The 25087-nt window shown below is 47.5% G+C and carries 17 protein-coding genes; 6 read left to right on the forward strand and 11 right to left on the reverse strand.

Annotated features, from left to right (window positions below; translation table 11 throughout):
* Positions 1-108 precede the first annotated feature (108 nt).
* Positions 109-2586 (forward strand): Rne/Rng family ribonuclease, encoded by a 2478-nt coding sequence (locus ABY044_RS02920; RefSeq protein ID WP_373017981.1) that lies wholly within the window; start codon positions 109-111, stop codon positions 2584-2586.
* 152 nt (positions 2587-2738) lie between these two features.
* Here the strand turns inward: ABY044_RS02920 and ABY044_RS02925 are convergent, their stop codons facing one another.
* Entirely contained in the window at positions 2739-3227 is a 489-nt protein-coding gene (locus ABY044_RS02925; RefSeq protein ID WP_373017983.1) for a low molecular weight protein-tyrosine-phosphatase, read from the reverse strand.
* Between the two features lie 185 nt (positions 3228-3412).
* On the opposite strand from ABY044_RS02925, the gene ABY044_RS02930 reads away from it, so the two are divergent.
* The 4 genes from ABY044_RS02930 to ABY044_RS02945 all read left to right on the forward strand — a co-directional run bounded on the left by ABY044_RS02930 (position 3413) and on the right by ABY044_RS02945 (position 7872).
* Positions 3413-4204, forward strand: a complete 792-nt coding sequence (locus ABY044_RS02930) for a hypothetical protein (RefSeq protein WP_373017985.1) — start codon at positions 3413-3415, stop codon at positions 4202-4204.
* 196 nt (positions 4205-4400) lie between these two features.
* Positions 4401-5093, forward strand: coding sequence for an RluA family pseudouridine synthase (locus ABY044_RS02935; protein WP_373017988.1), 693 nt, complete (start codon positions 4401-4403; stop codon positions 5091-5093).
* A 77-nt stretch (positions 5094-5170) separates the two neighbouring features.
* The gene (locus ABY044_RS02940; protein WP_373017990.1) at positions 5171-6628 is read left to right on the forward strand and encodes a hypothetical protein; all 1458 of its coding nucleotides are present in this window, start codon (positions 5171-5173) and stop codon (positions 6626-6628) included.
* 17 nt (positions 6629-6645) lie between these two features.
* Positions 6646-7872, forward strand: a complete 1227-nt coding sequence (locus tag ABY044_RS02945) for a hypothetical protein (RefSeq protein ID WP_373017992.1) — start codon at positions 6646-6648, stop codon at positions 7870-7872.
* Between the two features lie 92 nt (positions 7873-7964).
* Here the strand turns inward: ABY044_RS02945 and ABY044_RS02950 are convergent, their stop codons facing one another.
* The 6 genes from ABY044_RS02950 to ABY044_RS02975 form a co-directional block, all read right to left on the reverse strand.
* Positions 7965-8438 (reverse strand): CopD family protein, encoded by a 474-nt coding sequence (locus ABY044_RS02950; protein WP_373017994.1) that lies wholly within the window; start codon positions 8436-8438, stop codon positions 7965-7967.
* 14 nt (positions 8439-8452) lie between these two features.
* Complete coding sequence (locus ABY044_RS02955; protein ID WP_373017997.1) at positions 8453-9301, reverse strand: sulfurtransferase; 849 nt, start codon at positions 9299-9301, stop codon at positions 8453-8455.
* A gap of 64 nt (positions 9302-9365) precedes the next feature.
* Positions 9366-9809, reverse strand: a complete 444-nt coding sequence (cynS, locus tag ABY044_RS02960) for a cyanase (RefSeq protein WP_373018000.1) — start codon at positions 9807-9809, stop codon at positions 9366-9368.
* Positions 9806-10672: an ABC transporter ATP-binding protein gene (locus ABY044_RS02965; RefSeq protein WP_373018002.1), complete on the reverse strand. Its 867-nt coding sequence runs from the start codon at positions 10670-10672 to the stop codon at positions 9806-9808. The genes cynS and ABY044_RS02965 overlap by 4 nt, the downstream gene beginning before the upstream one ends.
* A 9-nt stretch (positions 10673-10681) precedes the next feature.
* A complete protein-coding gene (gene ntrB, locus ABY044_RS02970; RefSeq protein WP_373018004.1) occupies positions 10682-11512 on the reverse strand; it encodes a nitrate ABC transporter permease in 831 nt (276 codons plus the stop codon).
* A 29-nt stretch (positions 11513-11541) separates the two neighbouring features.
* Positions 11542-13014 carry an ABC transporter substrate-binding protein gene (locus tag ABY044_RS02975; RefSeq protein WP_373018006.1) on the reverse strand — a complete coding sequence of 491 codons (1473 nt, stop codon included), beginning with the start codon at positions 13012-13014 and terminating at the stop codon, positions 11542-11544.
* Between the two features lie 295 nt (positions 13015-13309).
* Here ABY044_RS02975 and ABY044_RS02980 point away from each other — a divergent pair, with 295 nt between their 5' ends.
* On the forward strand, positions 13310-15193 hold the full coding sequence (locus ABY044_RS02980; protein ID WP_373018008.1) for a sigma 54-interacting transcriptional regulator: 1884 nt from the start codon (positions 13310-13312) through the stop codon (positions 15191-15193).
* A gap of 62 nt (positions 15194-15255) precedes the next feature.
* On the opposite strand, the gene ABY044_RS02985 is transcribed toward ABY044_RS02980, so the two are convergent.
* The 4 genes from ABY044_RS02985 to ABY044_RS03000 form a co-directional block, all read right to left on the reverse strand.
* Complete coding sequence (locus ABY044_RS02985) at positions 15256-20361, reverse strand: diguanylate cyclase (protein ID WP_373018010.1); 5106 nt, start codon at positions 20359-20361, stop codon at positions 15256-15258.
* Positions 20362-20554: 193 nt separating this feature from the next.
* On the reverse strand, positions 20555-22621 hold the full coding sequence (locus ABY044_RS02990) for a methyl-accepting chemotaxis protein (RefSeq protein ID WP_373018012.1): 2067 nt from the start codon (positions 22619-22621) through the stop codon (positions 20555-20557).
* A gap of 223 nt (positions 22622-22844) precedes the next feature.
* Complete coding sequence (locus ABY044_RS02995) at positions 22845-23720, reverse strand: DMT family transporter (protein WP_373018014.1); 876 nt, start codon at positions 23718-23720, stop codon at positions 22845-22847.
* Positions 23704-24861 (reverse strand): glycosyltransferase family 4 protein, encoded by a 1158-nt coding sequence (locus tag ABY044_RS03000; RefSeq protein WP_373018016.1) that lies wholly within the window; start codon positions 24859-24861, stop codon positions 23704-23706. The genes ABY044_RS02995 and ABY044_RS03000 overlap by 17 nt, the downstream gene beginning before the upstream one ends.
* Positions 24862-25087 lie beyond the last annotated feature (226 nt).

Raw genomic sequence — 25087 nt, forward strand, 5'->3', positions numbered from 1 at the left:
TGGTAGGCTGCCAACGCTACCAAATTGCTCCGAGCAATCGGCTTTGTTCCCGTCGAATCCCCCTATATCGCTGTATCTGGTGCTTTTGATACAACAAAAGAGAACAGCATGAAAAGAATGCTTATTAATGCGACCCAGCCGGAGGAGCTGCGCATTGCCCTTGTCGATGGACAAACTTTATATGATTTAGACGTTGAAACCCCTCACCACCAAAAGAAAAAGGCCAATATCTACAAAGGCCGCATCACACGAATCGAACCAAGCTTAGAAGCCGCTTTTGTCGATTATGGTTCCGAACGTCACGGCTTCCTACCCTTCAAAGAAATCGCCGAAGAATACTTCCCTGATACCAAGCCGGAATCCGGACGCTTCAACATCAAAGATGTACTAAGCGAAGGCCAAGAAGTTATTGTTCAGGTTCAAAAAGAAGAACGCGGTAACAAAGGTGCAGCGTTAACCACACAAATCACCCTAGCCGGTCCTTACATCGTCATGATGCCGAACAACCCGAAAGCAGGCGGAATTTCCCGACGCATTGAAGGTGACGACCGTTCCGAAATTCGTGATTCATTGCGTGACCTTGACGTTCCGGAAGGCATGGGATTAATCATCCGTACGGCCGGTGTCGGAAAAAATACCGACGAACTGCAATGGGGTGTTAACTACCTTGTACAGCTTTGGGATGCGATCCAGAAAGCCGCAGTCGAAAAAACTGCGCCGTTCTTGATCCACCAAGAGTCCGACATGGTCATTCTGGCAATTCGTGATTATTTGCGTCAAGACATCGGTGAAATCATCATCGACGACATGCCGACTTTCCATAAAGCACGCGACTTTATTCAACACGTCATGCCGCAGCAAGTCTACAAGGTCAAGCCGTACCAGGATACCATCCCGCTTTTCACCCGTTTCCAGATCGAGTCACAGATCGAATCGGCTTATCAGCGTGAAGTAACTCTGCCGTCCGGTGGTGCGATCGTTATCGACATTACCGAAGCATTGACAGCAATCGACATCAACTCGAGCCGCTCTACCAAAGGTGGTGACATTGAAGAGACTGCCTTCCATACAAACATGGAAGCAGCCTGTGAAATCGCCCGCCAATTGCGTTTACGCGATATCGGCGGATTGGTCGTCATCGATTTCATCGACATGCACTCGAACCGTCACCAACGCGAAGTAGAAAACAAGATCAAAGAAGCCGTTAAGTCGGATCGCGCTCGTGTGCAAATCGGCAAGATTTCACGTTTCGGACTATTGGAAATGTCGCGTCAGCGTCTGCGCCCTTCCATCGACGAATCCACACAAATTGTATGTCCTCGCTGTAAAGGCGTCGGCGTAATTCGTGGCGTCGAATCCCTAGCGCTTTCAATCTTGCGTTTATTGGAAGAAGAATCAATGAAGGAAAACACCCGTCGTGTGACGGTACAAATTCCTGTTGATGTCGCCACGTTCCTTTTGAACGAGAAACGCAACCAGATCACCAAAATCGAAGATCGCCATAACTTGCACATCCTAATCGTTCCTAACGAACATTTGGAAACTCCGCAATACATTATGGAACGTACCCGCAACGGTGACGATTCAACCACTAGCGCAAGTTACGAAATCAAAGAAGTGATTCTTCCGGAAGATCATTTGGTAACGGAACCGGCTAAAGCGGCAGAACCTGAAGAACCGGCAGTGAAAAACATTCAACCGAGTGCACCGCCGGCACCAACTGCCGCCGCAGCTGAAGTTAAGAAACCGGGGCTACTGTCTCGCGTTTGGAACGCTCTATTCAGCCCGGCAGAAGAAGAACCTAAGAAGGATGAAAAGAAATCCCGCGAAGGCCAATCTAACCGTCAACGCAAAGACGGTCGTAGTGGTGGCAACCGTTCTTCAAACCGTCGCAACAACCGTCGCCGCAGTCCGGACGATCAGGAGAAAACCACTCCTCCTAACAAGCGTCGTAACGACAACCGCGATAAGCGCGAAGAGAAAGGCGATGAAGCGACCGCAGCCAGCGAGCAAAGCAAACCTCGTCGTCAGCGTGAACGTCGCCCTCGTAAAGAACGTGAACCAAAAGCGGTAGAGCAACTAGAAAACCAAACGGCTCAACAGGCTGAAGAAGCCTATGAAAACGATACGGCCAAGAAACCTGCTAAGAGCACCAAAAACGAAGCGGTAGAAAAACCGGAAGATGGTGCCACGGAAGCGTCTGAAGCAACCAAAGAAGGTGAAGAAGGTCGTGGTCGTCGTACAGGTCAACGTCGTCGTAGCCGTTACAATAGCCGTTCATACAACCGTCGTCGTCGTGCACCGGCTGGCGCTGAGAACATGTCTATTGACTCGCCACTTCCTGGTCACGAATCGGTAACCACTGAAGCGACAACTGCATCGGCACAAACAAATGCTGACGCTAAACCGGAGTCCAAAGCGATTGACACTGCAACCGTTGAGACGGCTACGGCTGCGCCAAAAGTAGAAAGCGATGCAGCTCCGGCGAAAAAAGAAGCGCAAGAGCCGGCACAAAAGACCGTAGAGAAAACCACAGAGAAATCTGAGGAAATATCGACCGAAACCAAAGCGGATAAGTCGGAGTAATTCCATCTTCGCTTGATTTCAAATGTCTTATTCAAGGCACAAAAAAAGGCACATTATGTGCCTTTTTTTGTATCATTTTTACGGATTACGTTTAAACATCACCAATACATCGGTCTGCTAAATTTCGACTTTCTCTAAAAGATGCCGTTCAACTAAAAATGTTTTTGTTGAATATGTCTTAACAACCCTTCCGATGCATCCGTAACCATATCAAATACCTGATCAAAACCTTGAGGACCGCCGTAATACGGGTCAGGCACTTCAGCTTGCGAAAAGTTCTCGGCAAAGTCCAGAAACATGGAAATCTTGTCAAAATGCTCGGGAAGCGCCAAATCCTTTAGATTGTTGTAATTGGCATGATCCATCGCCAAGATATAATCGTATTGAATAAAGTCACCAAAATCCACCTGTCTTGCGCGTAAATCCTTCATCTCAATACCTCTGCCACGCGCTACCTGCATAGAGCGCGAATCCGGTGGATTACCGACATGATAGGCATGCGTTCCCGCCGAATCGATCTCAATCACCTTTTCAAGCTCATTGTCTCTAACCAATTTACGAAACACCGCGTGCGCCGTCGGAGAACGGCATATATTCCCCATACAAACAAATAAAACTCTTACTTTTTCTTTATTTTTCATACTGCTACATCATCCACTCATGTGCTTTAAGTAAAAAATCGTGAATATCCTATCACAATCAAATCGGCCGATTAACAAATCATTACATCGACACAACACACATCTCCACACAAATAAAATGGTAGTAATTTTACGTATCAAAATATAAGATGCAATACGAATAAATTTAACCAAACGAGCACACTATGAAAAAATTAATATCGACAGCAGCAATTGTATTTTCATTCAGCCTTTTACTGACTGGTTGCGGTGGAGGAGGCGGAAGTTCAAATAACAATACAGAAAATCCAGAATCTCCCATCACACCCTCCAGTGCAACAACAAATGGAACTTGGTATGGAACTTATAGTGAAAATGGTGTCACCTATGAATTAGCTGCTATGACTTACGATGGAAAAATTTATGTTGATTCATCTATACCTACCCAAGACGGCTACGGTATTGAGATGGCAGATCAGTACAGTGGTACATTTCTGGTTAATAACGATGTGTTCTCAGCAACTCTCACATCTGACCAAGGAATTACTACAACCCTATCAGGAACCATAGACGAACAAAATAAAATTGATGCAACATCCACCTCTAGCGACAACTCTAGTGGAACATGGTCACTCAATTATGGCAGCTTATACAACGAGCCTTCTAGTCAAGAACGTATTGCCGGTTCATGGAGAGAGTTCTTAGAAACCTATTATGAAGAATATCGCGAAGAGAGCACAACCATAACCATCTCAAGTGACGGAACAGTAACAGGATCCGATAATGCCGGCTGTATTTGGGATGGTTCTATTACCACGCCAGATACAAATCATTCTCTATATCTTGTGGATATTACCATTTCAAACTGTGGAGACAATAATATGGAGCTAAATGGATTTGCAGACGCCTATATAGATGAACAGGAAGGGATAGACTACGGCCTTAATTTATATGTAACTCCGAATGGAAAACCATCCCAATGGCTCTTCCTAAGATAAATTTAATACCCTTACACAAGAGCTATAACATTAACTAAAGACCAAGGCATGGCTAAACATTATGTTTAGCCATGCCTTTAATAAATATCGCTATAATCCAGCAAGGCAAAGATTGCCACGTCAATCCATCTGTTTATTTCCCACTGCACTGCGCTTCCGTTAAAATAGACGAAATTTTTCAATAGGCCAGTTCTAAATGCCCTCTTCCACCTCATCAAATTCGACATTCGAGAATCAATTCGAATTTTCGGAAGATTGGATACTCTACGTTGACGAATCGATTATCGTCGCTAATAAGCCATCAGGCTTGCTGTCAGTTCCCGGTAGAGGGCCTGACAAACAGGAATGCCTATTATCACACCTACAAGCACTTTACCCGGATGCTCTGATTGTTCACCGTTTAGATATGGACACCAGCGGCATCATGCTTTTAGCCCGAAATAAAGAGGCGCACAGAATACTGAGCCGTCAATTCCAGGAACGCGAAACCAGTAAAACCTATCAGGCTGTCTGCATCGGTAAACCCAGTTTACAAAGCGGCACGGTTCGTCTTCCGATGCGCTGTGACTGGGAACGCCGCCCCCTACAGATGATCGATTTTTTCTACGGCAAGTACGCCGAAACCCACTGGAAAATTTTGAAACAATATCAAAACTTTTTCACGGTGGAATTGACCCCTATTACAGGTCGATCCCATCAGCTCCGTCTACACATGAAGTCCCTAGGCCACCCGATCCTCGGGGATAACCTCTATGCCGACCCAGTCAGTCTTGAAATGATGCCCAGACTGATGTTGCATGCCCAACAACTCAGTTTTACCCACCCTGAAAGCGGACAACTTATCGATATCTCCTGCCCGTCCGATTTCGAGCACCTGCTCCAAGCCTGAACTACCCAAACAATGGCATAATTTATGCTTTAAGGCGTATATCAAAAAATATAAATCTGTCAGTTGAGGGAAACAGCATGTCAAACATCGATTTGGAACAAGATGATAAGGCAACCTTGGAAATGCTCGAAATGATGGGAGAAATCCCGGATGAAATCGACGATACCGATGTCGGTTCCGATGACGTTGACGCCCTGTTATCGGAATTTGAGAATGCCAATGCTGCCGAAGCTGAAACCATGCTTGAAGTCGACGACGCCCCTGAGCTGAGCCATCACACTGACGAGGACGATGACATGCCTCTTGATGAAGACGATATAGACAATATGCTCCAAGAAATCAGCAGAGCGGAACCGGAAGTTTCCACAGAAGCCAAAGCGGCTCCCGCGAGCGTTTCAGAAGAATCTGATGACATGAATATGGATCTTGACGATATCGATTCGATCATGGACTCAATGCATACCGAATCCATCGAAAAGAACGATGCAGACATCCCGAACACCCAGGAGATCGAAGACGATCTTCCAATGCCGACTCTAGAAGACCTGGAAGAAGACCTTAATCCGGACGATGTCGACTCTGTCCTGAATTCCATACCGGAAACCGAAAGTGCCGAAGCGTTATCGGAATTCTCTTCGGACATCGACATGCCTGACGAAACCGAGTTATCGGCTCTGGATGAAAATGAAACCAGCAGCCTGGGCAGCGAAATGGAACTGGACGACCTCGATTCTATGATGAACGATATGCAAGCACCCGAAGCTTCCCCAGCGATGTCTGTCGAGGAACCCGGCGTCATTGAAGACATGGAAAGCCTAGACGAAACCTCTCTTGATTCCGATGCTGAAATCGATACGGATGATCTGCTTGCCTCGACGGAATCGATGCATACTGAAACGCAAGAAATCGAAGACAATATGGAAATGCCGGACCTTGACGACGAAATGCAAGCCGCCGAAGAACCAACCATGGAAAACAACGAATCTGCCGCGCTGGACTCCGACGAAGAAGAGTTAACTCCGAATGCATTAACCTCGGAAGCAGTTGATATTGATATGATGACCGACTCTTTCGACGAACCCACTCCAATGACGGATATTGATATGGAAGCCCCTACCCCGATGCCCGAAACGGTTCCTGAGAATGGGGACGACAATACCGTCAACGCCCAGGCAAGCGATTCGATCGCCAGCATGGAAGAAGCGATTGCCATTGACCAGGAAATACAGGAGATTGCCTCCGAGGTCACCAATACGGCAAAAGAAGCCACCCTGCTTGCCATCGCAACGACACAGAAAGCACACGAGTCGGCAGAAAAGACTCAGAAAGCGATTGAGGCCACATTCGCCGCTGCGGAACGTGCATTTGAAGCCGCTAAAAATGCAGGCTATACTCTTGAAATGGAAGGATTGAATACCCAACTCTCCAATCAAGAAATCGAACAGCAACTCGAAAGCATTCGTGCCAAGAACCAGCAGTTAAAGGCGGTCAACCTCAATATCAAAAACCGTATCGCCGAACTCAAACCCGAATAGCAGACAGGCCCGCGCCCATGAACGATCAAAAAATCACCGACGACTTGCTTGATGAATTGGAGCAGCTGGAAGCATCTGCGGAAGCGCTGGAAGAACAAGTCAATCAGAATAAAGAAAAGCAGGAAGCGTTTCAGAAACTGGACTCCGCCAATCAAATCGACGCCTTAACTCTCGCAGTAGAAGCGGCAAGAACGGCCCAGGAAGCGGCAAGCCAAAGTCACAAAGCGGCCGAAACCTCAATTAGCCACGCCAACCGACAAAAAGCGCAAATCATGGAGCTGTCGGAAGGTAACTTTGCCTGGCGTCAAGCGACCAAGGTCGCCGGCAACGAATTAAAGTCGGCTAAATCCAGCTTTGCGATCATGCTCTCGGCCAATGTCGCATTCAGCGTCATAGCCGCTTCGGCAATCGGCTGGATGCTTTATGACATGCATAAAAAACAAGCCCAGTTCAAAGGCGAAGTACTCGATATTATTCAGACCGAAAACACTCTATTTAATAAACAGATCACGATCAAAGTCGACCAGATCTCATCACTGTTAGAATTGTTGACGGCTGAAATCCAACGAATGAAGCCGTTGATTCAACAAAGCTTTAATGAAAACAAAACCGACTTGGAAACCAATGCTCCACAAACTTCCAAAGTACCTGATGCGCAATCCGTTAAAATCGACTTAGCGCAAGAAGCGCCACAAACCACAGCCGACGCCACCTCCGGAACGGAATCGACCGAGGCAACAAAACAACAACCAAACGCGGCCGTTACCGAAATAGCTTCGCAGGAACAGCCTAAGCCTAGCGACACGAAATCGTCTAACTTGGATGCACCGGAAAACGCTCAATACGCGGAAATCAAGAAACTGGTGGAACAGATTCTGGATGAACAACAAAAACTTCAAGCCAAAACACTGGTTGCCACACAACAAGGGATTACCGAACAACAGGCTAAACAGCTAAAAGACATCAACTGGCTCGTCGGTAAACAGTCCAAAACATTGAACGAAATCAAGCAGACCCTGCTTAAGCAACCGACCGTTTCAACAGGAAAATCGTCCGCTGCCGATAATACGAAAACCCTGAAAAACTATGAACTTATTCAGCAAAGCTTAACGGAACTTAAAGCGCAATTGGAAAGCATTAAAGCACAGCAGGACAGCGTGCAGTCACAAGTCAAAGCGTTACAGGAAGAGACTCAGAAACTTAACCAGAAACCAAAGCCGTACAGCTATCATCTTAAGGAATAAACCGTTTGCGCCTATTCAAGCCGACAAAGGTTAAAAAGCACATACAAAAAAGCCACCCGAGCGGGTGGCTTTTTTATTGGTGAGATCGAAAATCAAATCCCCCAGAAGGGACCGGAAACACCGATAACCGCTTCCAGTACACCCAATGACAAATTAATTGCAATCACCGGACGCATCTTGTCGTTCATCAACTTACCGGCCTCCGGAAATTGACTATCCGCAACCAACCCTTTAAATTTGGCAAACGGCACGAAATAAAGCCAAGCGAACAAGAAAATCATCAGCCAACCGATCAACTGCATTGCGTGCAGATACAGAGGCGCTCTTTCGTAATCTCCGAAGCGCACGCTCCAATCCCAATAACCGGATATCACTAACAGGACGATAAACGCCCATACCCAGGGAAAGAAACGACTAAAAACCCCAACCCACAGGGATAGGCGTTGCGGCGGTTGCAATTCCATTGCTGCCGGACGCAACACTCGATAAGCTAAAAAGATTCCGCCCACCCACAGTACGGCAACAACCGTGTGGATGGACGTTGCTAACATACTGGCAACATTCATCATTGAACCCTATTTTAAAATGGAAGGCCCTCTTCAATAGGTAATGACGGATCGCGTGACCACTCATTCCAAGAGCCGAAATAGAGTTTCACATTATCCATGCCTGCCGACTTCAATGCAACCAGGGTATTTGAGGCTCTAGCCCCCTTGAAGCAATACAGATAAACCGGCGTGTCTTTCTCGATTCCTACGGTTTTACATTCCGCTAAAATCTCATCCGGCGACTTAAGCATCGGAACCGCGCCCGGCTTCATCATACGATACCATTCGATCCATACCGCACCCGGCAGACGCCCCTTGCGCGGACAGAAATCTTTACCGTACGGCGAAGAACTGTCGGCGATCCACTCATCGACGTCACGCACATCCAACATGACGGTACCGGAATCCAGCGCCGCCAAAACATCGTCTTTATCGACCATGAATTCGTTGCCCGTATCCTTAAGCGGAAACACCTTGGCAACCGGAGCCGACGCTTCCAAACTGACCGGAAAACCTTCCGCCAACCAAGATTGATAACCACCCTGAAGGATACTGACTTTCTCATACCCCAAATAGGTCAACAAAAAGTAACCGCGGCAAGATTGCCCGAAACCGGTGTTCAACGAATCCTCATACAAGACCGCTGTTTCTTCGCCTGACAATCCGGCTTCGCCGAACGCCGTCGCGAAATTATCTTTCAGCTCGGCCAATCCTTCGGGAGTGGAAGTCGCCAAAAAGGTGAAAATACTATGAATATTCACAGCACCGGGGATATGCCCCTGCTCGTAAGCTTCCGGTGAACGCGTGTCGATAATGACAACCGGTTCGCTTTTCATCATTTGTTCCAGCTTGGATGCATTAATCAATAATGATTCCGACATAATACCTCTCCTTTAAATAACAACTTAAAATCGTTTCAACAGGCCGCTTTAAAACACCCCGCCGCTACCAAGCTTTATAAGCCAGGAATTTTCCGTTCATCTTAACCACGACACGATCTCCCGCCGGGTTCTCTTCTTTATCGATATCCATCGTGAAATCGATCGCACTCATGATGCCGTCACCGAATTTTTCATGAATCAATTCTTTCATCGTCGGGCCGTACACCCCTACAATTTCATATAGACGATAAATAAGCGGATCGGTCGGCACAGCTTTTTCCCATGTTTTATGAGGAAATGCCTGCAAAGCAACCGCAACGGACGAATCCAAGCCAAGGTAATCACAAATCTTCTCGGCCGGTTCCGCCTTTAGACTGTTCATTCCCAAACAGGCGGAAGTTACGAATACTTCGCCAAGTCCGGAAGCTTCGGAGATGTCTGCCCAGCTAGCACCCTTTTCCGCTTTCGCAAGAATAATCGCTTCCGTCATTTCGATTTTAGTCATCATGCTATTTCTCTCTTCTTCAATAAGTTAACAGTCTGAGGCTGTCTATTCGGATCTACCACATCCTGATCAGCCGCAAAGTTTTTGGAACGATTTACCAGGAAATCCACCAAGTGATTGCGAATGTTGTAATAATCCGGGTGATGAATGATATCGGTACGCTTTCTCGGTCTCGGAATCGTGACTTCAACCGATTCGGCAATTTGCGCCTTAGGTCCGTTACTCATCAACAAAATGCGATCCGACAGCAAAATCGCCTCGTCCACATCGTGCGTAATCATAAAGACCGTCTGCTTGGATTCGCTCCAGATTTTGATCAACTCCTCCTGGATGACACCTCGTGTCAAAGCATCCAAGGCACCGAACGGCTCATCCATCAATAACAGCTGAGGTTGAGTCGCAAAGGCACGTGCGATACTGACACGCTGACGCATTCCGCCGGAAAGCTCGGAAGGTTTGCGATTCATCGCATCCTTAAGCCCTACCAATTCCAGATACTTCTTACTGTGCGCCACGACCTGCTCTTTATTCCAAGCCGGCCAACGCGCCTGCACCGCAAACGTAATATTGTGCAAAGTGGTACGCCACGGCAACAAACTGTAGTTTTGGAATACCACTCCGCGATCCAGGCTCGGACCGGACACTTCACGTCCGTTCATAATCACCACGCCGTCGGTGGCTTCGTCCAATCCGGCCAAAATATTCAAAATCGTTGATTTACCGCAACCGGAATGACCGATCACACAGACAAACTCACCCTTTTCGATATTGAAGTTTGCGTGTTCGAAAATCGTTACCTCCGGATCGTTTCCACGACCCGGATAACTCTTCTTCAACCCTTGTATCTCTAAAAAATGTCCCGTCATCTCTCTCTCCTATTCTTCGTACGCGATCCAACGAGCCGTAAATGCAAGGATCATATCCAACAGCATTCCGACCACACCGATCATCAGGATAGAAAAGATTACGCTGGCCAAATCCAGGTTGTTCCATTCGTTCCACACGTAGTAACCGATACCGGTTCCACCCACCAACATTTCCGCCGCTACGATAACCAACCAAGCAATACCGATCGAAATACGCATACCGGTCAGGATCGTCGGTGCCGCAGCCGGAAGAATCACTTGTAAAGCTGTTTTAACTGCACTCAACTCATGCGTTTTGGCAACGTTAATCCAGTCCTTGCGAACGTTAGCGACACCAAAAGCGGTGTTAAGCAACATCGGCCAAATAGAACAGATAAAGATAACGAAAATGGCGGAGATCTCGGAATCCTTGATTATAAACAGTGCCAACGGCATCCACGCCAGCGGCGAGATGGGACGCAATACCTGGATATAAGGATTCAAAGCGTTATACATCAACGGCGACATACCGATCAGAAAACCGATCGGAATCGCAATCAATGCCGCAAAGAAGAAACCGACCAAAACACGATAGATCGAATAACCCAACTGGATTCCGATCCCTTTGTCATTCGGACCGGCATCGTAGAATGGATTACTCAACTCCTCGTAAGCCAATTTGATGATTTCGGATGGAGGAGGAACCCTCGCCTCTTGAGACGCACCGCCCATCAACATTTCATACTCAGTCAGCGGTTTGGTATCCGTCGGAATCTGGTTCATCCACTCCCAGATCCCTAACAGAACCACTAACATGATGACGGAAAGCAGCGCTGATTTCAGTCTTAACATGTTAAACATACAAACATCCTTGATTATTCATTCACTTATTAGCTCTTACCAATCTTGAAGCTCTTCAAATACTCTTCAGGCTTGGTGTAATCGAACTCTTTACCCATAATGGTGTAATTCTCATAGGTCTTGCTCGGAGGGGTGTAACCTAGCTCTTTCATAACCGCACCGGTTTCGGAAGCCAAATACACTTCTTCCGCGATCTTGTTATAGTCGATGTCACCGCTGATATAACCCCAGCGCTTCATCTGAGTTAGAATCCAAACCCCCATCGAATGCCATGGGAACGGGTCAAAATCGATACGGTCAGGTACATTCTGAACACCACCCAAACCGTCGGCATAACGTCCGGTTAATACCTGCTCGACCACCGGAACCGGCTGGTTCAAATAGTTCTTAGGCGAGATCGCCGCAGAGATTTCCTTACGGTTTTCCGGCTTGGCCGAATACTCTGTCGCATCGATAATCGATCTCAACAATGCACCGTAAGTATTTGGATTTTCTACCGCAAACTCTTTACTACAAGCGAATGCACAACATGGATGCCCTTCCCAAATGTCTTTGGTCAAGGTATGAATGAAACCGACTTTTTCCCAAACGGCACGCTGGTTAAACGGATCAGGAGACAAATACCCATCCAAGTTACCGGCACGTAAGTTAGCCACCATTTCCGGTGGCGGAACCACACGGATCTGAATATCCTTGTCAGGATCCAAACCATGCTCGGCAACGTAATATCGCAATAAGAAGTTATGCATTGAATATTCAAACGGCACACCGAACTTGAACCCTTTCCAGTCCTTAGGATCACGCTTGTCTTTATGATCGTTATGCAACACGATCGCCTGACCGTTGATGTTTTCAACCGTCGGCATAATGAATGGCTTAGCGGTTGAACCCGCCCCCATAGACATCGCCAAAGGCATAGGCGTCAACATGTGAGATGCGTCGTACTCTTTCGCCAACGACTTATCACGTGCAACCGCCCAACCGGCTGTCTTGATAACATCCACATCCAAACCGTATCGCTCATAGAAGCCCATCGGGTGCGCCATGATGATCGGCGTTGCACAGGTAATCGGAACAAACCCGATCTTCAATTTGCTCTTTTCAAGCTTGCCCATCCCCATGGTTTCTTTCAAAGCCGCTTTGGCCTCTTCCATTGGGAAAACCGTACCTAAAACCGAAGCGGCCGTACCGGCTCCCACCATGCTTAGGAAAGAGCGTCGGCTCATTTCGTTATGCCCGAATACCGATCTCACCACCGCACTTTCAATCGCACGATCCATAATTTCTTCAGAAGAACCCAATACCTCATCCTGCTCGGCAGAAACATGCATATTCTTAGCCATCGGTGATTCGTAGGCCGCTTTTTCAATGGCTTCCTGCTTTTGAGAAGCACTCATCGCACCTGAAGTTTTCTCAATCTGACAAATCGGACAATCGCAATCCGTTTTATGCAACAGACTCTTATTAGGATTAAAAGGGTCACTCAAGCTCTTAAAAGACATATTCAATACCTCGCACAATTTAGGTTAAATTAAGCGTCCATTCGGTGCATTCTCAATAACGACACATAACAACAGGATGCTTTTGAACTGTATTGAGCAGAACCTATGCCATAGACAACATTAAGAAATAACACGTTGTTTATAAAGAAATTTAATAGAAGACACGCCGTAAAAAACACCTACTTTTTTTCGTAATTTAACGATTTTTCGTAGCCCTTCTACGAAAAATCGTAATTCGGTATGATTATCGCTTTAGGCTAAAAACTGAATTAAATTGACTCTATGACGCCACGTTATGAAAACCCTCTACGAGCAACTTTTCGACAAAAATCAAGAAGCGATCCTGATGATCGATCCCTTCGAAAACCGGATACTGCAAGCTAATCCGATTGCACTGCAACTGTTTGGCTTTACCGAAGAACAAATCCAAAACTTGAGTGTCACCCAACTTTTCAGACCCAGCTTAGCGAAACTGGTTGTCTTCACGGAAGAAGCCCTGGAAAAGAAACACGCCTGGAGTAACGAACTGCAAGCGCTGACAGCAAAAGAACAACCGATAGACCTTGAAGTATCGGCCGTCCTCCTGGGCAACACGCCAACGTCCGTTATCGCCTGCACCCTACGCAACAAAAAAACCTTGGAAGAACTCCGCCAGCTTTCCGAAGCCAATAAACTTCATCGTGACGGTCTGGAACATTGGCAAACCATTGAAAACGTATTCCGAGAATTTGAACGCGAAAACCAATTGATTCTGCGCGCGGTCGGTGAAGGCATCTACGGCGTCGATGTCGACGGCAACACCACTTTTATCAACCCGGCGGCGGAACGCATGCTTGGCTGGAAAGCGGATGAACTGATCGGTAAAAACATGCACGCCATGATTCACCATAGCCACAGTGACGGTAGTGAATACATGGGAGAAGACTGCCATATTTATGCCGCTATCCGGGACGGTGAAGTTCGTCACGTCGAAGACGAACTTTTTTGGCGAAAAGACGGCCATTCCATTCAAGTTGAATACACCAGTACCCCGATTCTGGATAACGGCCGCTTAGTGGGTGCGGTTGTCATTTTCCGGGATATCAGCGAACGTAAACTCGCCGAAGAGAAACTGCACTCCGCTTTGAACGAAGTGCAAACTCTGAAAAAGCGCCTGGAACTTGAAAACGCCTATCTTCAGGAAGAGTACCGCTCCGAACACAACTACAAACAAATTGTCGGTAAAAGCGCGGCAATCCATAAAATCATTCAGCAGATCGAACTGGTGGCACCGACCGACGCTAACGTTCTGATCAGCGGCGAATCCGGTACCGGTAAAGAGCTGATCGCCCGCGCTATTCACGAAAGCAGCGGTCGAAAAAATCGTCCATTGATTCGCGTCAACTGCGCTTCCATTCCAAGAGAGTTGTTCGAAAGCGAATTTTTCGGACACATCAAAGGCGCATTTACCGGCGCCGTCAGTGACCGAGCCGGACGTTTCGAGCTGGCCGACGGCGGTTCGCTATTCTTGGACGAAGTCGGAGAAATCCCGATGGAACTGCAAAGTAAACTGTTGCGCGTTTTGCAGGAACAACAATTCGAACGCGTCGGCGAATCCAAAACCCGCAGTGTAGACGTTAGAATCATCGCCGCCACCAACCGCGATCTCAAACAGGAAGTTCAAGCAAAGAATTTTCGCGAGGATCTCTATTTCCGATTAAACGTTTTTCCGATCGAGTCGATTCCCCTGAGGGATCGTATCGAAGACATCCCTCTGCTCGCGGATCACTTTCTCAAACTGGCCTGCCTAAAATTCGGTAAACCGCCGATTAACTTCACCGTCGGCGACATTCAAAAAATGAAAGCCTATTCCTGGCCGGGTAACATTCGCGAACTGGTCAACGTCATTGAACGGGCCATCATCTTATCCAACGAGAAAAGGCTGGAATTAAACCTTCCAAAACAAAACGAGCTTCAAGAAAAACAACCGGAATCGGCAAAACAGGATCTTTTGGTTCAGACCAAACAGGAACGTCTGGAAGAGGAAAAGCAGAATATTATCAATGCCTTGACCTTATGCAACGGCAAAGTTTTCGGAAGTAATGGCGCAGCGGAACTTCTAAACCTTAAACCGACCACCTTAAACTCCAGGATCAAACGTCTCGGCATTAATCGCCATAGCTACGTTAAGACCGGTTAGTTAAAACCGCCTAAAAAAGAACCGGCGGGACACGCGGACCACACAATGCAACTCCCGCCTTTTTACATTCTAGCGGAGACCGTGCGGTTTCTACCTCGCTGTTTGGCAAGATAAAGCGCCTCATCGGTAATTTTTAACAGGCTTTCAGGCGAACAATGCTGACCGGCCGGTGCCACCCCTAAACCGATACTCACCGTCACGCAGTCCGCAACATCCGTTCGATCGTGCGGAATGCAGGCTTTCTGCAATTGAACATGAATATCTTCGGCAATCATCAATGCCGCTTCTTCGGTTGTACCCGGCATCACTATGACAAATTCCTCACCGCCATAACGGGCGACAAAATCGGTTGTTCTCAGCACCGAGCTTTCCAACAAATCGGCCACATGCTTCAAACAAACATCACCCTGTTGGTGGCCGTAGTAGTCGTTATACGCCTTAAAGAAATCGATATCGCACAGAAGCAAAGCAAGCGGCTTCTCCGAACGCGACAAACGAGCGCACTCCTGTTGAAGGTATTGATCCAGATTGCGTCGATTATGCAAGCCCGTCAAACCGTCCGTCGAAGCCAAACGGTTCAATTCTTCAATCGCTTGTTGCAACTGAACCTCCACCTTTTTACGCTCTTCGTTCTCCTTCACCACTAAACTGTTCAGTTCCAGAATCTTATCGTTCTGTTGCTTTAACTCGACATTCTGAGACTCCAGCGCCTCGTTCTTAATATCTACGTCGCGGGTACGTTCGGCCACTTTCTGTTCAAGCTGGTCGTAAATCAGCGCGTTATCGATAGCGATGGCAATATGACCGCTCAGATGTTGCAACAACTCTATACGATCCTTTGTGAATACGCCGGCCACCTCGTTATTTTCCAGGTAAATCACCCCTTTAAACTGTCCGTGCAAGGTCAACGGCGCGCACAACACGGCCTTAATGCCACGCCGCACCACCATCTCATCACGGCCGAAAATGGCACTTTGACGGGCGTCATTCAATACGATCGCTTCTTCGGTACGTTGAACGTAATTGACGATCGAATGCACAATGCGCGGGTTTTCGACATAGGGAACCCGCTGCATCACTTGAACGGTATCGAACTCCACCGAAGCCTCAGCCTGCACCCACAAACGGCCGCTATCCTGCAATAACAACAAACCATGCTGCGCCCCGGCATTTTCAATCATGATACCGATCAAGGTTTCCAATAACTCCGGCAACCTTTTCTCTCTTGCGATTACTTCGGTCGCTTTCATCAAGGCCGACACATCAAAGTGCGATCTCCCGGCGCCGATTTTATCGCTTGCGCCTTCGATATCGATACTGGCGCCCCAACGACGAAAACAAACATTGGCTTCCTGACGATAAAGCGCAACGGCCTTTGACTGATTCATCAATTCATAAACGTCCGCCGCCAACGAATTGGCGATCGCCTGTAAATTCGGCTGACCGAACACGCCGGCGGTTTCGATCGCGGAATCAAAACAGCGCAGCGCTTGAGGATAATCCCCCGACAATCGATAACGCTCGCCTTCCATAATACGTAAGCGCGCTAAAAAATTTTCGGGACAAGAATCCGTCCACGCGGTAAAACGATTGATCGTTTTATAGAAGTTCAATCGATATTGCTGACGCTTCATCGGCGGAGCCTGGTCATACAGTTTCGCTTGAATCAGAGCGTTTAGAAAATGGTGTTCCGCCGCATGCAACATGCCTTTCGAATCCGCCAGAAAACTCCGGCTTTTTTGAGCGACGTCCAACGCAGCCTGATATTCCTTATGCAGATAGAGCGCCAACATTTTATTCACGTAATAATAATGGGCAAAATGACGCGAACCAAAACGTTCCAAAGAAGCGACATATTCATCTTCGTCAAACTCTGCATGATCGAACGAAACTTTGGAGTAGGTTTCGCCACGCAAATTTCGAATCGCCTGTTTTACCCCCAGAACCGTTCCCAAATGTTCCTCGGCACCGATACGCTGCAAACTGGCTTGAAATTGCTCGATCTCTTCCTCTATCTCGTCAAGCGGCTTCCCGCGCATAAACATGCTTTGGATGATTCCCGCCGCCGCACAACCGGTATGAAACCAGTCTCCGACTTCCAGACCGTGACGGTAAGCGTCAAACCAATGCTGTTCGGTTACTGCGGACGCTTTCTGCCAACTCATGGCAAAATACCCGAATACAAATTGCACTTCCGCTTTTTGCAAAACATTGCCGTAACGCTCAACCAGCGCCATAGACAACTGTCCGTACTCGTAACCGATTTTGTGTTTCCCGAGTACGCCGCCCTGAAAGATGATTCCGAAAACAATGTAACCGACCACCGCCTCGCGGGTATTACCGTGTTTCAAGCATAGTGCAATCACCTTAAGTGAAATCGCCACGCACAGCTCAGGCTTGATCTGGTAGGCGGCTTTCAAAATCGCAGACAATAAGCGAATAACCATCTGTATACGTTCATCTTCGACGGCCGGCAAATCCAATAACTCGGCAATCTCGTACTTTCTGAGTTTTGCCTGAAGATGAATAAAATCCTTGGCGAACAAGGCAGGATTAAATTTCGACGGGATATTCACACCGAACATCTTAACCGCGCTGCGGCCTATGGCGTAAGCCTGTTCAAACTCGGAAATATCGGTATAGAATTTAATCATCAATTCAAATACCTGGCCTTTTTCCAACAGGTCACTGTCGGCTGAGACGGCTTGATTGTAAAAATGGATCGCTTGGTCGCGGCGGTTACAAAGATGTTCGCACTCTGCACGATTTCGATACATTATGGCGGCCAACGGTTGCTCTTCGAACGACGGCATCGCATCCATCGCCCGCTGAATGTAATCCAGAGCCAATTCAAAATCGCCGCTCGATTTCGCTTCTTGCGACGCCTTGAAATTCAGTTCCGCCAAATCTTGCCATTCGCGCTCGTCGTCAATTAGAACGCTGGCTTCATTCAAATGGTTAACGCATTCAAGCAAAACTTCTTTTTCAGGTTGAGCCTGTGCCGCCAGTAAAAAACGTCCGATTGCATGATGTATCCGTGCTTTTTCATCCGCTTCCAGCATCGACCAAACTGCCTGCTGAATACGGTCGTGGCTGAATACATAATAGCTTGAAGCACTTGCCAAACCGGTGGCTTCCCGCCTAATCCAACCTTCATTCAAGGCCGTCTGCAGCGCAAAATCAAAACGCTCGTTATCCGCATAAACCGCTTGCGCTACCCGGTCGCTAAAACGGTTACCGATACACGAAGCAATTTTAAGCAACGATTTTACCCGCTCGGGAAAGGCGACCATTCTCTGCGACAAGAATTCAACCACATTATCACTGACCGGAAGATGCTGTAAGCGTTCAAGATCGCAAGTCCAACAAGATTCCGAGTGGTCGAAACAAACCACACCATCTTTATGAAGCTGTTTCAGATATTCGGTCACAAAAAAGGCATTACCGCCGGTTTTTTGGAAAATGATTTCGCTGATCCGGTCGCTCGATTTTGACGGCATACAGTCCGAGATCAGATCGTTCACCGCCTCTTTGCTAAGATCGGACAACTCAAACTCTTCACGCAACGCGCCAAAATCACGTGCTTTCTGCAATAACACATAAAACGGATGGTCTTCACCGACTTCATTGTCCCGATATAAAGCAATTACCGCCAAATTCGAAACGTCCTGCAAAGCCGTTTCCAACCATTCCAGTGTGGCGCTATCCGCCCACTGCATGTCATCCAAAATCAAAAAGAAAGGGTGTTCCAAACTGGCGAATGCCTGAATAAAACGGCAAAGAATCGAATTTAAACGAATCTTGGCATCCGACGGCGGCAATGTTTCAACCGCCGCCTGCGGACCGATAATCCATTCCACTTCGGGTATGGCTTCCGTCAAAACGCCGGCTTGATTTCCAAGTGCGGTCTGCAAGCGCCTTTTCCAAACCCGTAATGCATCTTCTTCGCCCGCTACGATCTGTCCGATCAAATCCCGTAAAGCGCCATACAACATCTCAAACGGTGTGTTCTGACGGTATTGATCGAATTTTGCCATTAAACGAAAACCGGGCGAACCTTCTAAATCTTTTAAGGCGGCTTCAACCAGACTGGACTTTCCGACCCCGGAAGCGCCGTAAAGCGTGTTCATAGAAGCCTGAGGATTTTCAAACTGCCTTTGCACCGACGCGGTTAAATCCGCAATCACCGTTTCCCGCCCATAAAGCTTCCCGGCCGAGTTGAACTGAGCCATACTTCCCAAAAGGTCAGGCTTAAATTCGGCAATTTCTCCGGTTTCACGTAACGCATCAAGACAACGAATTAAATCGACCTTTAAAGACGTGGCGCTGGAATATCGATCAACCGGCATCTTGGCAAGCATCTTAGCAACCAAACCGGAGAGGGCTGCCGGCATATCCGCCACAACGTCTGTTAACCGTGGCGCCGTTTTGGCGATATGGTCGTGCATAAGACCGATGGCATCGTCGGAGACGAACGGTAACCTGCCGCTGAGCATCTGAAAGAAAATAATCCCTAAAGAATAAATGTCGGCGGCATGACCGATCTCGCCGTCAATCCTGTCACTCTGCTCCGGCGCAGAATAAAAACTTGCCAGCTCCGACGGCTTCAAGCCCTCTTCCGAAACCGATTCTTTCATACGTCGAGCCGCATAACCGAACCCCGTCAGCATAATTTTGTCGCTGCTTGGATCGATTAAAATACAGGAAGAAGACAGGTTTCCGTGGACGACATCCTGTTCATGTATGGCTTCAATGGCTTCGACTATCTGAATGGCAATCGAAAGGAAACGATCAAACGAAACCGGAGAGGAATTTAAAACGGCAGCATGAAGCGCTTCCGTTTCGGGCGACTGAATTGTCTGCTGATCATATTTTTGAATCGCTTTTAAAAAGTCGCTTAAAGGCAGGCCGTCAAAATAATCTCGAACCAGGAGATTCTTGCCTTGTACATTATGAATGCCGTGCGATTTGATGATAGCGGGATGATCGAACTGCGTTAACAACTCAAATTCATTTTGAAGATGGTCGTTATCCAAGCTGCTGACGAAAGCGGATTTGATATTTTTACAAATCACCCCGCTTGGTTCGTCGGGATGCGTCGCAAGAAAAATTTCGGAATGTCGCGTGGTGGCAATACACTCTTGTATCTTGTAGCCGTGTGTTTCCAACCTTGAAACCTTTTATTGTCCGCTTGATTATAATTATGCAGTTTGAATTAGAAATAATTGCACATGAAATTCGATTCTAACCAATTAGGGATAAACCGTAAATAAGCCTACTAATATTAAGCTCAAAAAAATCGATGCGCCTCAAAAAAGGACTAAGAACGCGCTCATTTCATCCACGTAATCGCCCTGCAATTTAAAGCTTGATCGTTGACATAACCGCCTGCAATTCTTTAGCGCTTCCCGACATGGCCAAACTCAATTTCGACGACTGATCGGCCAAAGCCGCATTTTCCTGGGTGAAGCGATCCAATTGCGAAATAGCCTGATTGACCTGTTCCGTCGCACCCATTTCCTGCTCGGCGGCAGAACTGATCTGGGTAACGATGCGCACCAACTCATCGATATTGTCGTTAATCTGTTGCAACGCTTCCGCGGAATCGCCGGACAGACTTTGACCGTGATTCACCATTGATAGATTCTGCTCCACCAATCCCTTAATGTCGTTAGATGCCTGTGAAGCGCGCAACGCCAAGTTACGAACCTCTCCCGCCACCACGGCAAATCCGCGTCCGTGCTCACCGGCACGAGCCGCTTCAACCGCGGCATTCAGAGCCAACAGATTGGTTTGAAATGAGATTCCGTCAATCAATTGCACAATGTCTGCAATCTTCCGGCTCGCCTGATGAATTTCGGTCATCGACGCCTGAGTTTGGTTCACAACCTGCGCACCACGTTCCACATGCTCTTTAACCTGAGCAGCCAGTTTTGATGCGCTGGAGGATTCTTGTGCGGTATTGCGAATGGTCTGAGTCAACTCCTCCATACTCGCCGCCGTCTCTTCAAGAGAAGCGGCCTGCTGCTGGGTACGCGAATTCAAATTATGATTATCGGCTTCCAATGCCAGCGTATTTTCCACAACGGTTTGAGTCGTACCTGCCGTTTGTCCGAGAATTCCGTGCAAATTCTCAATTGCCAGATTGATACCCGATTTCAATACTTTCAAATCGCCTTGATAATCTCCTTCAATCAGCTTGCTCAAATCACCGCCTGAGAACGCTTCCATTACTCGATTAATCTCCGCCATCGATGCTTCCAGCGCCGAAACCGTGTCGTTGACCGCTTCTTTCAATCCCAGCAAATCGCCCGGCAGTGCCTTTTCGATTCGATGACTGAACTGACCGTTGGCCATAAAAAACATCACGCGCGTGACTTCGGCGATCGCACTTTTAAGATTAAGCATCGCCTCGACGCTACTTTGTACGGTCATCTTGTTCTGCGGATTAAGACCTTCGGACAATTCATCCAAATGGCGCGACAATGAAATATCCACCCCGGCAACACCAACCACTTTGCCGTTATCGATAATCGGCGTCACCACACTGGTAATCAAAAACTCGTCATCGCCGACCGGGTACATATAAGGATCAACCACTTGCGGCTGTTTGCTGTGCAGCGGTTTTAAATAGAAATCGCCTAACCCCGGCACCTCATAATCCACGAGAGGTTCCAGACCGAGATCATTGCCTGAACGCCCCCAGAACGGCATAAAGCGCCCGGTCTCGTCATGCCAGCCGGCCGATTGACATTTTTCGTCCTGAGCATCGTAAGCATTCGGTTCCCACCCGCTCCAGCAAGCCAAGAAATTTGGATGACTTTCAAGGTGACTTTTGATTGCCGCCAAAGCAGACTCGCGGGAAGCCCCTTGATGCTGCATCGCCAATAACTCTTGCGCCATGGCTTCAACGGTTTGTTGCGCTTCCTGTATATCGTCCCGGGCTTTGCTCAAAGTCAATTCACCGCCGAAATCGGCACTCTGTATCGATTTGATGACTTCGTTTAAAACGCCGGAGGCCTGCTGATTCTGTTCAAGCAAACCTGTAACGCGGGCCACTTCTTCTTCCGAAAAGTGATCCTTTAATACGTCCACGGCCGCTAAATCACCGTCTTCCAGAACATGCAGCAAATCGCCCATTCCACCCGTCTGGATTTTGGGTTCTTTCAAGGCCGTCAATGATTCCCGCCAACCTTCGCTTAACTCTGTCGTTGGGCTTGTATCCCCTTTCAGCAATTGATGAATATACGCTTGTTGTTCTGCCAATAAAGCTCGGTACAGTATCGCTGCTGAAATCAAGCCTCCAACGGCCATAACCGGAACTAAAATCCATTTGTTGGATTCCCAACCTAAAGAACTCACTACTGCGATGAATACCCCAGCGAATACTCCATTCAATAGAACAATCGATGTCCAAGTCAGCCGCATACCACCTTCCCTTAAGTTAAATTACTTTCGTGAAGAGAAACAAAGCAATCGCCATTCTTTTCATGAAAAGTCATTTAAAATAAAAAGCTTAGGAATATCGGGCCAAGCATATTCGCCGACAATGTAGATATGTGCACCACAATGAAACGTTATAAACGGTCAATTAAAAAAGAATCCAACCGGATAGACAAAAATAAACCGTACAAACCTGTAAGCAAAATGCTTATTTACGGGTAATCAAATAGCCACCGACCAGGATCGGCATAATGCCGACTAATTGCGATACGGTCGGAATTTGATTCAGAACCCAATAGGCCAGCCCTAAAGTCATCAATGGCGCAAATGCGAACAAGGCGTTAACTTTGGTGATGGGCAGCAAATGAATCGCTTCCACCCATAATAATTTACCGACAAAAAACACCAGAAAACCGGTCAACCCCAACCACACCCATTGCTGTTGAATAAGCGCCCATGCCGGAGTGGGTTCAAAAATAACAGCCAACACATAGATAAACGGCAAGGCGATAACCGATCTGACCAGAAGAATGGTTTCACTGGAGACTTGAGCACGCGCCTTTTTTTGGTATAAGTTTGCCAGTGGCGCAATCATAGCGGCAAGCAACACCAGAATATCGCCCTTATTGATCGCCCACTCGCCGGGAAACAAGACCAATAAAGCACCGACGGTCATCAAGGCTGCACCCACGGTATGCCTGGCATCCATACGTTCGCCCTGGCGTCGTCCCAGGAAAAGATAAGCAAACAAGATCTGCAAAAAAAGAATAATGGCGACATTGGTGGCGGAGGTGTATTGCAGCCCGATAAACGTCAGCGCAAACAGCGTGGTGATAAACAGACTGGTTAATGCCAAATCTTTATAAGCGGCCGTCCGTTTGATTTCATGCTGTTTTTGACGCAACCACCACCAACCGCCTAAAAACAGTGCGGACAACAACAGACTGTAAAAATAAGCGTGCAAACCGCCCAATGCGGCGACACTGTAAAAGGCAAAAATAGGAAACCAGGCTTCGATCAGTGTCAAAGCGAGTGCAAACAATTCGCCTCTGCGCTCATTTTCAAAATTAAGTTTTACCGGCATATTCGCGATGAATTCTCTGGTGAACTTCTAAGAAGTGCTGAAAAGAAGCAACGATATCATATTGCTCCATATGCGGTCGACTTCTTCTTGACCACTGCTCGCGTAAGGGTTTCTGGCTTAATGCCGTCTGCAATGCCTCAACCCAGACCTCCTGATCGTCCGCTTTCAAAATCCGTCCGGTTTCATTATCGATCACCAAGGTTTGCGGCCCGCCGATATCGGAGACTAAACACCCCAAACCACTGGCTTGCGCTTCCATCACGACCTGCCCCAACGTATCGGTAATCGACGGGAAGGCAAACAGGTCTGCAGACGCATACACTTTGGATAATAACTCGCCTTGTACCGGCCCGAGAAAGTAAGCGTGATGAGGACGCAACTCATCGGCCCATTTGCGATAACGACCCTCGCCGACCATCACCAAATCCGCTTTGATACGCGGATATTTCTCGCAAAACTTTTTCCAGACCTCCACCAGAAACGGAAAGTTCTTTTCGACATTGATGCGTCCGACATACAGCACTTTCAAACGGCTGTCAGACAAGCCGAAGTGACGCCAAACATCCGTGTCGCGATGCTGCGGATTAAAACGCTCTAGATTGGTACCCGGAAACAGAACCGAAGCACGTTGATAATCGATACCGACATCACTCGCCATGACTTCCAGATACGCTTCAGATCGTGAAAACACGTGCTGAAAAGGATGGTAAAAACACTTCATCACCTTGTCGGTTCTGTGCTTCACCCACTTGAAACCGGTCAGGTCGTACAAGTAAGCCGGAAAATCCGTATGATACGTTCCCACTAACGGATAACCCGCTTTTTGCGCGCAGCGTTTAGCCGCCCATCCGAAAGGTCCGGGCGTGGAAATATGCACCAAATCCGGTTGCAGTTCGGCCAGCTTTTCGCTGATGATCTTTTTTCCCGGAAAAACCAGATCCAACTCTTGGTAAAACGGCATCGGCATCTTAAAACGATAAGGCAGGTTATGAATATAAGGTTTATCCGGAATCGGCTTGCCGGTTGAGGTGACGATATGCAATTCAACTTGGTTGGCAAACGCCTGTTCGCCCATATCTTGAATGAAACGGGAGACGCCGTTCAAATCGCCCAACGTATCGGTAAAAAGACAAATCTTCATGTTTCCGCCCCCACCTATCGATAGAAAAACGTCATCATAATCCACTACAAATCCGCTTGTGATGACAGCTAGATGAAACCTATATGACAATCAAAAAGCCGCCTAAACCGCATATCCCCCTGACTTAAAAACGACAATTAAGCCTATGACGATTGATGGCATCATCATTCTATTTAATTGCTAGCGCATTTAAGCCAAAATGGCATTAGAATAGGCTAAAACCCCT

Origin of the sequence: Thiomicrorhabdus sp. (genome assembly GCF_041583835.1) — a bacterium.
In the GTDB taxonomy this organism is placed as follows: domain Bacteria; phylum Pseudomonadota; class Gammaproteobacteria; order Thiomicrospirales; family Thiomicrospiraceae; genus Thiomicrorhabdus.

Excerpts from the sequence above, each read along its gene's own strand:
- ABY044_RS02965 (WP_373018002.1), bottom strand. The coding sequence starts at position 10,672 with ATGACGGGACATTTTTTAGAGATACAAGGGTTGAAGAAGAGTTATCCG.
- ntrB (WP_373018004.1), bottom strand. The coding sequence starts at position 11,512 with ATGTTTAACATGTTAAGACTGAAATCAGCGCTGCTTTCCGTCATCATG.
- ABY044_RS02990 (WP_373018012.1), bottom strand. The coding sequence starts at position 22,621 with ATGCGGCTGACTTGGACATCGATTGTTCTATTGAATGGAGTATTCGCT.
- ABY044_RS02940 (WP_373017990.1), top strand. The coding sequence starts at position 5,171 with ATGTCAAACATCGATTTGGAACAAGATGATAAGGCAACCTTGGAAATG.
- ABY044_RS02920 (WP_373017981.1), top strand. The coding sequence starts at position 109 with ATGAAAAGAATGCTTATTAATGCGACCCAGCCGGAGGAGCTGCGCATT.
- cynS (WP_373018000.1), bottom strand. The coding sequence starts at position 9,809 with ATGATGACTAAAATCGAAATGACGGAAGCGATTATTCTTGCGAAAGCG.
- ABY044_RS02945 (WP_373017992.1), top strand. The coding sequence starts at position 6,646 with ATGAACGATCAAAAAATCACCGACGACTTGCTTGATGAATTGGAGCAG.
- ABY044_RS02930 (WP_373017985.1), top strand. The coding sequence starts at position 3,413 with ATGAAAAAATTAATATCGACAGCAGCAATTGTATTTTCATTCAGCCTT.
- ABY044_RS02975 (WP_373018006.1), bottom strand. The coding sequence starts at position 13,014 with ATGTCTTTTAAGAGCTTGAGTGACCCTTTTAATCCTAATAAGAGTCTG.
- ABY044_RS02980 (WP_373018008.1), top strand. The coding sequence starts at position 13,310 with ATGAAAACCCTCTACGAGCAACTTTTCGACAAAAATCAAGAAGCGATC.
- ABY044_RS02955 (WP_373017997.1), bottom strand. The coding sequence starts at position 9,301 with ATGTCGGAATCATTATTGATTAATGCATCCAAGCTGGAACAAATGATG.
- ABY044_RS02950 (WP_373017994.1), bottom strand. The coding sequence starts at position 8,438 with ATGAATGTTGCCAGTATGTTAGCAACGTCCATCCACACGGTTGTTGCC.
- ABY044_RS02995 (WP_373018014.1), bottom strand. The coding sequence starts at position 23,720 with ATGCCGGTAAAACTTAATTTTGAAAATGAGCGCAGAGGCGAATTGTTT.
- ABY044_RS03000 (WP_373018016.1), bottom strand. The coding sequence starts at position 24,861 with ATGAAGATTTGTCTTTTTACCGATACGTTGGGCGATTTGAACGGCGTC.
- ABY044_RS02925 (WP_373017983.1), bottom strand. The coding sequence starts at position 3,227 with ATGAAAAATAAAGAAAAAGTAAGAGTTTTATTTGTTTGTATGGGGAAT.
- ABY044_RS02935 (WP_373017988.1), top strand. The coding sequence starts at position 4,401 with ATGCCCTCTTCCACCTCATCAAATTCGACATTCGAGAATCAATTCGAA.